This window comes from Actinoplanes sp. NPDC051346 (assembly GCF_040682215.1).
In the GTDB taxonomy this organism is placed as follows: Bacteria; Actinomycetota; Actinomycetes; order Mycobacteriales; family Micromonosporaceae; genus Actinoplanes.
The window spans coordinates 122,776-132,368 of sequence record NZ_JBFBAJ010000017.1 but is presented as its reverse complement, the minus strand read 5'-3'; the positions used below and the strand labels follow the sequence as shown (position 1 = coordinate 132,368).

Genomic DNA, 9,593 nt, shown 5'->3' with positions numbered 1-9,593 from the left:
TGTCGAGGACCGCCTTGCCGGTGCCGGAGTCCAGGTTCACGATCATCAGGACCTTGACCCCGCTGGAGATCATGCCGTCGGCGATCGTCTGGAACTGGCTCTTGTCACCCTGGGCGTTCTGGATGTCGACCGCCACCCCGGCCGCGTCGAACGCCGCTTTCAGGAACTTCGGGTCGGCGGTCGCCCACCGCGCCGAACTCTTGGTGTCGGGCAGGATCACGCCGACCCTGCCCACCCCGCCGTCGTCGTCGCCACCACCGTCGCACGCCGAGACGGCGCCGGCGGCCAGCATGCCGGCCGCGGCGAGGGCCAGGGCCGTCCTTGCCATCGTCGTTCCTTCCCGTCCGCCTCACGCGAGGAGTCCCGCGCCGGAAACCGTGTCCGGCAACGGTCGTCCATCGCGGGCACGAACACAAGCGGCGGGGGCGAAACGGCGCCGGACGTCGGCGGAGGACAAGGTGTCAGAGCAGCCCCGACCGGCGCCACAGCACCATGCCCGGGCCGCCGATCAGGTCCAGTTCCCGCAGGAACGCGACCACTTTCTCCGCCGCCCACCGCAGCGTCTCGCGGTGGTGGGGATTGGCCCACGCCGCCCGGACGCCCACCTTGGGGTCGATGCCCACCGACCGGTAGACCTCGGGCGAGATCAGGCGCCGGCCGGCCAGGTACGCGGACCGCGCGATGATCACGCGGTCGTGTGCCAGCCGCTTCTTGCCGGCCGCCCGCACCTGCCGGACGAGTTCCTCGCGGGCGTAGCGGACGTGGCGGGCCTCCTCGATGACATGGATGCGGGACACCATGCGGACCAGCGGCTGCACCGTCTCGTCCGCCGCCGCCTCGCGCTGCAGGGTATCGAGGATCTCCTCGCAGATGAGGATGGCCGCGTACATGCGGGGGCCGGTCGCCGTCGCCGCGATCAGCTTGCCCAGGCCGGCGTCGATCGCGCTGACGCGGTAGACCGGGCACTCGAGCTTGGAGATCATGCGGCCGAACATCACCGAGTGGCGGCACTCGTCGGCGACCTCGGTGAGGGCGTACTGGGCGTGGGGGTCGGTGGGGTCCTGTTTGTAGTACTGGCGAAGGAGCAGTTGCATGAGGATGGTCTCGAACCACACGCCGAGGCCGGCGATGCTGGCGACCTCGTGGCGGCCGAGGGTGATCCGCTGCTCGGGAGTGAGCCGGTGCCACAGGTCGGTGCCGTAGAGCGACGACCGGTGCTCCGGCACGAACCAGGCGTCCGGCAGCAGGGGCGCCTCCCAGTCGATCTCGACACCGGGGTCGTAGGAATGCGACGCCGACGAGCGCAGCAGGCGGGTAGCGGTCTGGGAACGGTCGGAGAGAACCACGTCTGACCTCCGCGGGGGGTTGACGTTACCGGAAGTAACAGCTACTTCTCGTACTATGAGCGCCGACGACGAGACCGTCAACAGTTCCGACGGACGCAGCCGAAGGTGGGCACACCACCGCGAGCGCCGCCGGGAGGAGCTTGTGGACGCCGTCATCGCGGCGATCCGCGAGCTGGGCCCCGAGCCCGGCATCGACGCGGTCGCCGCGCACGCCGGCGTCAGCAAGCCCGTGCTCTACCGCTACTTCACCGACAAGTCGGGGCTCTGGGAGGCCGTCGCCCGGCGGGCGGCGTCGGCGGTGGTCGAGGCGGTGGGCCCCGCGGTCGCCGCCGTCGGCGAGGATCGCGAGGTGGTCGTCGCGGCGGTCGACGCCTACCTCGCCTACATCGAGAACGACCCACACCTCTACCGGTTCGTGGTGCACCAGCGCGGCATCGCCCGCGAGCGCGACGTCGTCTCCGACGCGATCGACACCGTCGCCAGCGTCCTGGCCCGCATCCTCGGCGACCGGCTGCGGGCCCTCGGGCTCGACTCGGGAGGCGCGCTTCCGTGGGCGTACGGGATCGTCGGCTACGTCCAGACGGTCGGCGACTGGTGGCTGCGCCACCAGCAGCCGATCAGCCGCGAGGCCCTCGCGGAATACCTGACCACATTGCTCTGGGGCGGAATGACCGGGGTCCGGGCCGCCGCGGACATACCAGGCGGATTGGCGGCACCACTGTGAGCGACGCGGACGAGGAATACCGGGGCGAGGCCGAGATCCGGGCGGGCGAGACGGCGGTGACCGTCACCGTGCGGCTGTCGGTGCAGTTCGAGCCGATCGAGGGACGCTACCGCTGGGCCGGGCGGGCCGCGCCCGACGAGACCCTCAGCGCCCACCTGCGGGCCGGCACCCGGGAGGTGACCGTCCGCATCGGCGAGCGCGAGTCGCCGGCCCGGCTGGGCGAGCCGGACCCCTGGGGCGGTGTGCGGGTCACCGGGGTGGGACGGCCACCCTGGAGCGCAGCTGCCGGGGTGTGAGGCCGTACCAGCGCCGCACCGCGCGGCTCAGCGCGGACTGCTCCGCCAGACCGACCATGGCGGTGACCTGGGTCAGCGGCAGATCGGTCTGCGTGATGAGCCGGTGCGCGGCGACCCGGCGCACCTCGTCGAGAATGGTCTCGAACGTGGTGTCCTCGCTCGCCAGGCGGCGCTGCAACGTCCGCGGGTGGACCCTTAGCGCCTTCGCGACGGCGGTGACCTCGACCGGTGAGGAGCCCAGCGCCTGGGCCAACAGCAGGCGCACCCCGTCCGCGACGCGCTCCCCCGGCGCCGGGAAATGGCTGGCGATGTAGCTGACGGCGAGCTCGTGCAGCACCTGGTTGCCGCCGGGGACCGCGGTGTTGGCGAGGCCGCCGGGCACCCGCAGCACCGCGTCGGGCCGGTCGAAACGCACCTCCGCCCCGAAGAAGCGGGTGTACGTCTCGACCGGCGCCAGCGCCGGGTGCGGCAGGTGCACCGAGCGCAGCCCGTACGGGCCGCCGTGCAGCAGCACGATGATCCGGTGGAACAGGCCCAGGCCGAGGCCGGCGGCCTGCGGCGGCAGCGGCTCGGCGTCCGTGCTCCGGTAGAGCAACCCCACCACGCCCGCCCGGCCCGACGGGTCCGGGATCTGCGAGACGGTGATGGCCGGGCTGTGCACGAAGAGGAACCGGCGGGTGGTGGCGAGCGCCTCGCCGAAGGTCGGAGAATTCTCGATCGCCACGGCGAGCGGCCCGAGCACCGACGCGTTCTGCGTCCCGGCCAGGCGCAGCCCCAGATCCGGGCAGCCGAGCTCGATGGCGGCCGTCTCCAGCAGCTCGCCCACGGCGAGCGCCGGGATCACCGCGTCGTCGGACTCCACCGCCGCGCAGGCCACGCCGAAGCGGGCGAACAGGGCGGCGCCGTCGCCGCCGAGGCCGTCCACGAGCGCGGGAAGCCCCCGCAGGCAGGCCGCGCGCACCATTGGCTCCATGGCGGGCAAGGATAAATCCCTGTCGCGCAAAGGCAAGTCCCGCGACGGGTACGGGCGAAACACTGGTCCCATGGCCGAACACTTCGACGTCCTCATCATCGGCGCGGGCCTCTCCGGGATCGGCGCGGCATGGCGGCTGCGCCGGGAACGGCCCGGCACGACATACGCGATCCTCGAGGCCCGCACCGCCATCGGCGGCACCTGGGACCTGTTCCGCTACCCCGGCGTCCGCTCGGACTCCGACATGTTCACCCTCAGCTACCCATTCCGGCCGTGGCGCGGCGCCCAGGCGATCGCGTCCGGCGAGTCGATCCGGGCGTACATCCGGGCGACCGCCGAGGACGGCGACATCACGCCGCACATCCGCTTCGGCACCCGGGTGCTCGCCGCGAGCTGGGCGGACTCCCGCTGGACCGTCACCACCGACCAGGGCACCTTCACCTGCGACTTCCTCTACGCCTGCGCGGGCTACTACGACTACGCGCGGGGCTACCAGCCGGACTTCCCGGGCCTCGACGACTTCCGGGGCACCGTCGTGCACCCGCAGTTCTGGCCCGAGGACCTGGACTACACCGGCAAGCGGGTCATCGTCATCGGCAGCGGCGCGACCGCGGTGACCGTGGTGCCGGCGATGGCCGAGACCGCGGCGCACGTGACGATGCTGCAACGCTCCCCCACGTACATGACGGTGCTGCCGGAGCGCGACGTCATCGCCGACGTCCTGCGCCGGGGGTTGCCGGCCCGGGTCGCGCACACCCTCGTCCGCGCCAAGAACGTCCTGCTGATGCAGGGCTTCTATCAGCTCGCGCGGCGCCGGCCCGCGCAGGTCAAGGCCCTGCTGCGCCGGCTCACCCTGTCCCAGCTCGGCGACCGGGGCCTGGTGGACGAGCACTTCACGCCGAACTACCAGCCCTGGGACCAGCGGCTGTGCGTGGTCCCCGACGGCGACCTCTTCACCGCCATCAAGGCGGGCACGGCCTCGGTGGTGACCGCCCACATCGACAGGTTCGTGCCGGAGGGCATCCGGCTCACCGACGGTCGCGTGCTGGAGGCGGACGTCGTGGTCTCCGCCACCGGGCTGTCGCTGCTGCCGATCGGCGGCGTCGAGCTGACCGTGGACGGCGCGGTCGTGGAACCCGGCAAGACGGTCGCCTACCGCGGCGTGATGCTCAGCGGCGTGCCGAACTTCGCGTACTGCATCGGCTACACCAACGCGTCCTGGACCCTGCGCGCCGACCTGTCCCACCGCTACGTCCTGCGGCTGCTGTCCTACCTGGCCCGCAACGGGTTCACCAGCGCGACACCGCAGGCCCGGCCGGGCCCCCGCCGGCCACTGCTCGACCTGACCTCCGGGTACGTGCAGCGGTCCCTCGACCGCTTCCCCAGCCAGGGCGACCGTGACCCGTGGACCGTCCGGCAGAACTATCTGCGCGATGTCCTGTTCACCCCGCGCGCCGACGTGCGCCGGGACATGACGTTCAGCCGCAAGCCCGCCCCCGTGCTCGAGGAGATTCGATGACCGGACTGAACCCGTACCGATTCGTCGGGCGTACCGCCGTGGTGACCGGCGCCGCCGGCGGCATCGGCGAGCAGCTCGCCCACGGCCTCGCCGCGCGGGGCAGCGAGCTGGTGCTCGTCGACCGCGACGCGCTGCGCCTCGACGAGGTGGCCGAGTCGCTCCGGGCCGCGTACCCCGGCCGCGCCATCGAGGCCCTGGTCGTGGACCTCGCCGACCGGGACGCGGTGATCTCCCTCGCGGAAGGCCTGCGCGAGCGGCATCCGCGGCTGGGCCTGCTGATCAACAACGCCGGCGTCGCCCTGGGCGGGCGCTTCGACCAGGTGACGGTGGAGGAGTTCGAGTGGGTCATGGCGGTGAACTTCACCGCGCCGATGCTGCTCATGCACCACCTGCTCCCGGCCCTGACCGCCGAGCCGGGCTCGCACCTGGTCAACATCTCCAGCCTGTACGGCCTCATCGCCCCGCCCGGGCAGTCCGCGTACAGCTCCAGCAAGTTCGCGATCCGCGGCCTGAGCGAGGTGCTGCGCGGCGAGCTGCTCGAGTGCGGCGTCGGCGTGACCACCGTGCATCCGGGCGGCGTGCGTACCCGCATCGCGGAGAGCGCCCGCATCGCCGAGGGCGTGCCACCCGACGACGTCGAGCAGCATCAGCGGATGTGGGCGGCGCTGCTGACCTACGCCCCGGAGAAGGCGGCCGCCGACATCCTCAACGCCGTGCGGCGCCGCCGCGGTCGGGTCCTCATCGCCCCCACCGCGAAGATCCCCGACCTGCTCGCCCGGCTGATGCCGGAGTCGCACATGCGGCTGCTCGCCAAGGCCACCGAGGCCGTCGCCCGGCGTGGTCAGGCCAAGGTCCGGGTGAGCAAATGATCACGAACCTGAACGTACGCGGCGCGTCCATCCGCGTGCACGCCACCGGCGACCCGGACCACCCACCGATCCTGCTGTTGCACGGCATCGGCCGCAGCCTGGAGGACTGGCTGCCGCAACACGAGCGGCTCTCCGCCCGCTGGCGGGTGATCAGCGTGGACCTGCCCGGCTTCGGCCTGTCCGACCGGCTGCCCGGGCCGGTCAGCCTCGCCTCGCTGGCCGACGGCGTGCTCGCCACCATCGACACGCTGGGCGAACGGCGACCGCTGAACGTGATGGGCAACTCGCTGGGCGGCGCGGTGGCGATGCAGCTCCTGACCGCCGTGCCCGACCGGGTGTCGACGCTGACGCTGGTCAACAGCGCCGGCTTCGGCAAGGAGGTGGCGTACTTCCTGCGGGCTCTGGCCATCCCCGGCCTCGGCAGGCCGCTCATGCGCCGGATCGACGCCCGGGTGGCCCGGAGGATCGAGCGCGCCATCTTCTTCGACCGGGTCCACGTCACCCAGGAGCGCGTCGACTTCGCGCTCCAGGTGGCCGCCCGCCCCGAGTACGCGATGGCGTTCCTGGAGACCGCTCAGGCGCTGGGCGGCCTGCGCGGCATCCGGGCACCCTGGCGGCAGACGCTGCTGGCCGAGGTGGCCCGTCACCCGCGACCCACGCTGCTCGTGTGGGGCGACCGCGACCTGATCCTGCCCGCGAAGCACCTGACGGCGGCCCAGGCGGCGTTTCCCGACGCCCGCTCGCACATGTTCGCCGACACCGGGCACATGCCCCAGATCGAACGCCCCGACGAGTTCGCCGACCTCGCCGAGCTGTTCCTCACGGCCCGCTCGGACACTCCCGCCTAGATCTTCCGGGAATGACGTGGGGGCGGCTCGCGCCGTCGGAGGGGCGTAGTGCCGCACTGACCTAAAGTGATCCACATGTCCGTCTGGCCGAGCAGTCCCGCCCACCACCGCTGGCTCGACCAGCACAGCCGCGACCTGCTCGCCTTCGGGCGCCGCACCGCCGACCCCCACGGCGGCGCCCGCTGGCTGGACGACCACGGCGTGCCGATGCCCGATCGACCCGTGTCGGTGCTGATCAGCAGCCGGATGGCCCACGTCTACGGCATCGGGGCCCTGCTCGGCGTGCCCGGTGCCGGCCGGATCGCCGCCCGGGCGCTGGCCGGGCTCACCGGGCGGCTGCGCGACCCGCGCGGCGGCTGGTTCCCGGCCGCCGCCGCAGACGGCACGCCCGAGCCGGGCAAGACCTGTTACGACCATGCCTTCGTGCTGCTCGCGGCCTCCACGGCGGTGCAGGCCGGGCTGCCCGGCGCCGACGAGTTGCTCGACGAGGCCGGACGGGTGCTGCTCGCGCGCTTCTGGGACGACGAGGTCGGCCTGTGCGCCGACACCTGGGACAGCGGGTTCACGAAGCTCGACGACTATCGCGGCGTCAACGCCAACATGCACGCCGTCGAGGCGATGCTGTCGGTGGCCAGCGTGACCGGCGACCATGCCTGGGTCACCCGCGCGCTGCGCGTCTGCCGGTTCGTCGTGACCACCGCCGAGGCGCACCGGTGGCGCATCCCCGAGCACTACGACGCCGCGTGGCGGCCGCTGCCGGATTACCACCGCGACGAGCCCGACCATCCCTTCAAGCCGTACGGGGCCACGATCGGTCACGGCCTCGAATGGTCGCGTCTGCTGCTGCACGCCGCGTCCGCCCCCACAGCCGGGGAGTCGGCGTGGCTGAGCACCGCCGCCCGGGAGCTGTTCGCCCGCGCGGTGACCGACGGCTGGGCGGTCGACGGTCAGCCGGGCTTCGTCTACACGACCGACTGGACGGGCCGCCCGGTCGTCCGCGACCGGATGCACTGGGTGGCGGCCGAGGGAGTCCACGCCGCGGCGGCGTTGCACGCCTACACCCGGGAGCCGGAGTACGCCCAGTGGTACCGAACCTGGTGGGACTACATCGACGAGCACCTGATCGACCACGAGCACGGGTCGTGGTTCCACCAGCTCGACCCGGAGAACGCGCCGACCGCGACGGTGTGGCCGGGCAAGGCCGACCTCTACCACGCGTTCCAGGCGACGCTGGGCCCCCGCGTACCCCTGTGGCCGATGCTCGCGACCGCCGTCGACGAGCACCTCACCGTCTAGACCCGGAAGCGTCCGACGGCGCTTTGCAGGTCGGTGGCGAGCCGTGCCAACTCGGCGGCGGTGCGGTCGGCCTCGGACAGTTCCGTCGTGGTCAGCTCGGCGGACGCCGCCACGCCGCGGACGTTCTCGGCGATGTCGGACGCACCGCCGGCCGCCTCGGTGACGCCGCGGGACATCTCTCCGGCGGTTGTCGTCTGTTCCTCGACCGCCGCGGCGATGGTCAGCTGATAGTCGTTGATCCGGGCGATGATCCGGCTGATCTCGCCGATGGTGTCGACCGCCTTGACGGTGTCGGACTGAATCGCCGCCACCCGCCGCGAGATGTCCTCGGTGGCCCGGGCGGTCTCCTGGGCGAGGTCCTTGACCTCGCTGGCGACCACCGCGAAGCCCTTGCCCGACTCCCCGGCGCGGGCCGCCTCGATGGTCGCGTTGAGCGCCAGCAGGTTGGTCTGCTCGGCGATCGACGTGATGGCCTTGACGACGGTGTCGATCTCGGCCGACGACTCGCCGAGCTTGGCGACGGTCTGTGTGGTGACCTCCGCGACGCCCACCGCGTCCGCGGCGACCCGGGCGGCGTCCTGGGCGTTCTGCGCGATCTCGCGGATGGACGATCGCATCTGCTCGGAGCCGGCGGCGACGCTCTGCACGTTGTTCGACACGTCGCCCGCCGCGGTCGCGACCACGTTGGCCTGGTCCGCGGCCCCCTGCGCGTTGACGGCGATCCGCCCGGTCACCCCGGTGAGCCGCTGGGAGCTGTCGCCCAGGGTGCGGGAACCGGCGGCGAGCGTCTCGACGGTGTGCCGGATGCCGTCTCTGGCCTCGTTGACCGCCGCGGCCATCCGACCCAGCTCGTCGCGGCACCGGACCTCGGCCGGGTGGGTCAGATCCCCACCGGCGACCGCGTGCAGCGCGGCGGAGGCGCCGCGCAGCTGCCGCGCCATCATCCGGGACACCGCGAACCCGACCGCCGCCGCGATGATCAGGCCGAGCAGCAGCGCGGCGATCGTGACCGCCCGTGCCGCCCGGTACTTCGCGTCCGCTCCGGCGGCCATCACGGCCGCGGCCTCCGCCTCGGCGCTGCGCAGCGCGGTGATCGAGTTCTCCATCCGCGTCGCGACGTCGGCGAACGCCGCGGAGATTCCGTCGACGGGCGGCGGGGTGAAGCCCGCCGGCGGCGGCTCGCCGAAGTCCAGCGTGTTGCGCAGCAACCGGTAGTCGGCGATGGCCTTGGCACACGCCTCGATCGCCGCGCGGCGCTCCGCGACGCCGCCGGTGCGTTCGTGACCGCCCTGCGGACCGTTCGCCACGAGCTCCTGATACTTGGACAGTGCCGCGTCGACCTCGTCGTCGGCGGCCGCGACGTCCTTGCGACCCTGCGTCCGCAACGCCGGATCGCGATCGCCGTGGCTGTGGAGCAGCAGGCCGCCGTACATGTCCGCCAGCCCGCCCCGCAGGTCGCCGAGGTGCTTGAGGCTCTCGACGTGCACGGTCTTCGTCTGCTCGAGGTCGTCGCTCAGGACCGACATCCGGTTGACCGACAGCGCGCCGACGCTGATCGCCACGAGCCCGGTGATCCCCGCCGCGAGCAGGCCCTTGACGTTCACACTGCGATCGGCCAGCCAGCCCGCAACCGGGTTACGGCGGATCGTGACCTCCACCGGGCGCCTCGCCGCTTTCGATGACTCCATCGCCTTCGTACGGTACGCGCCGGACCGGCGCGAC

General features: G+C 72.6%; 9 protein-coding genes and 1 pseudogene. 6 read left to right on the top strand and 4 right to left on the bottom strand.

The annotated features are described in order from the left end of the window. Both AB0M36_RS32725 and AB0M36_RS32720 read right to left on the bottom strand, forming a co-directional pair. A pseudogene (locus tag AB0M36_RS32725) lies at positions 1-328 on the bottom strand (sugar ABC transporter substrate-binding protein); the annotation flags it as partial. Between the two features lie 133 nt (positions 329-461). Beyond that, complete coding sequence (locus AB0M36_RS32720) at positions 462-1,346, bottom strand: diiron oxygenase (RefSeq protein ID WP_364165593.1); 885 nt, start codon at positions 1,344-1,346, stop codon at positions 462-464. A gap of 55 nt (positions 1,347-1,401) precedes the next feature. On the opposite strand from AB0M36_RS32720, the gene AB0M36_RS32715 reads away from it, so the two are divergent. Both AB0M36_RS32715 and AB0M36_RS32710 read left to right on the top strand, forming a co-directional pair. Further along, the gene (locus AB0M36_RS32715; protein ID WP_364165590.1) at positions 1,402-2,070 is read left to right on the top strand and encodes a TetR/AcrR family transcriptional regulator; all 669 of its coding nucleotides are present in this window, start codon (positions 1,402-1,404) and stop codon (positions 2,068-2,070) included. After that, positions 2,067-2,366 carry a DUF4873 domain-containing protein gene (locus tag AB0M36_RS32710; protein WP_364165587.1) on the top strand — a complete coding sequence of 100 codons (300 nt, stop codon included), beginning with the start codon at positions 2,067-2,069 and terminating at the stop codon, positions 2,364-2,366. The genes AB0M36_RS32715 and AB0M36_RS32710 overlap by 4 nt, the downstream gene beginning before the upstream one ends. Here the strand turns inward: AB0M36_RS32710 and AB0M36_RS32705 are convergent. After that, on the bottom strand, positions 2,320-3,339 hold the full coding sequence (locus tag AB0M36_RS32705) for an AraC family transcriptional regulator (protein ID WP_364165584.1): 1,020 nt from the start codon (positions 3,337-3,339) through the stop codon (positions 2,320-2,322). The genes AB0M36_RS32710 and AB0M36_RS32705 overlap by 47 nt on opposite strands. A gap of 70 nt (positions 3,340-3,409) precedes the next feature. Between AB0M36_RS32705 and AB0M36_RS32700 the strand changes: the two genes are divergently transcribed. The 4 genes from AB0M36_RS32700 (at position 3,410) to AB0M36_RS32685 (ending at position 7,871) form a co-directional block, all read left to right on the top strand. Further along, the gene (locus AB0M36_RS32700; RefSeq protein ID WP_364165581.1) at positions 3,410-4,858 is read left to right on the top strand and encodes an NAD(P)/FAD-dependent oxidoreductase; all 1,449 of its coding nucleotides are present in this window, start codon (positions 3,410-3,412) and stop codon (positions 4,856-4,858) included. Further along, positions 4,855-5,727 (top strand): SDR family NAD(P)-dependent oxidoreductase, encoded by an 873-nt coding sequence (locus AB0M36_RS32695; RefSeq protein WP_364165578.1) that lies wholly within the window; start codon positions 4,855-4,857, stop codon positions 5,725-5,727. The genes AB0M36_RS32700 and AB0M36_RS32695 overlap by 4 nt, the downstream gene beginning before the upstream one ends. Further along, positions 5,724-6,575: an alpha/beta fold hydrolase gene (locus tag AB0M36_RS32690; protein ID WP_364165575.1), complete on the top strand. Its 852-nt coding sequence runs from the start codon at positions 5,724-5,726 to the stop codon at positions 6,573-6,575. Before AB0M36_RS32695 ends, AB0M36_RS32690 begins: the two co-directional genes overlap by 4 nt. Before the next feature lie 75 nt (positions 6,576-6,650). After that, positions 6,651-7,871 carry an AGE family epimerase/isomerase gene (locus tag AB0M36_RS32685; protein WP_364165572.1) on the top strand — a complete coding sequence of 407 codons (1,221 nt, stop codon included), beginning with the start codon at positions 6,651-6,653 and terminating at the stop codon, positions 7,869-7,871. Here AB0M36_RS32685 and AB0M36_RS32680 read toward each other — a convergent pair. Beyond that, positions 7,868-9,559, bottom strand: a complete 1,692-nt coding sequence (locus tag AB0M36_RS32680; RefSeq protein WP_364165569.1) for a methyl-accepting chemotaxis protein — start codon at positions 9,557-9,559, stop codon at positions 7,868-7,870. The genes AB0M36_RS32685 and AB0M36_RS32680 overlap by 4 nt on opposite strands. Between the last annotated feature and the right edge of the window lie 34 nt (positions 9,560-9,593).

Excerpts from the sequence above, each read along its gene's own strand:
- AB0M36_RS32700 (WP_364165581.1), top strand. The coding sequence starts at position 3,410 with ATGGCCGAACACTTCGACGTCCTCATCATCGGCGCGGGCCTCTCCGGG.
- AB0M36_RS32695 (WP_364165578.1), top strand. The coding sequence starts at position 4,855 with ATGACCGGACTGAACCCGTACCGATTCGTCGGGCGTACCGCCGTGGTG.
- AB0M36_RS32715 (WP_364165590.1), top strand. The coding sequence starts at position 1,402 with ATGAGCGCCGACGACGAGACCGTCAACAGTTCCGACGGACGCAGCCGA.
- AB0M36_RS32680 (WP_364165569.1), bottom strand. The coding sequence starts at position 9,559 with ATGGAGTCATCGAAAGCGGCGAGGCGCCCGGTGGAGGTCACGATCCGC.
- AB0M36_RS32690 (WP_364165575.1), top strand. The coding sequence starts at position 5,724 with ATGATCACGAACCTGAACGTACGCGGCGCGTCCATCCGCGTGCACGCC.
- AB0M36_RS32705 (WP_364165584.1), bottom strand. The coding sequence starts at position 3,339 with ATGGAGCCAATGGTGCGCGCGGCCTGCCTGCGGGGGCTTCCCGCGCTC.
- AB0M36_RS32685 (WP_364165572.1), top strand. The coding sequence starts at position 6,651 with ATGTCCGTCTGGCCGAGCAGTCCCGCCCACCACCGCTGGCTCGACCAG.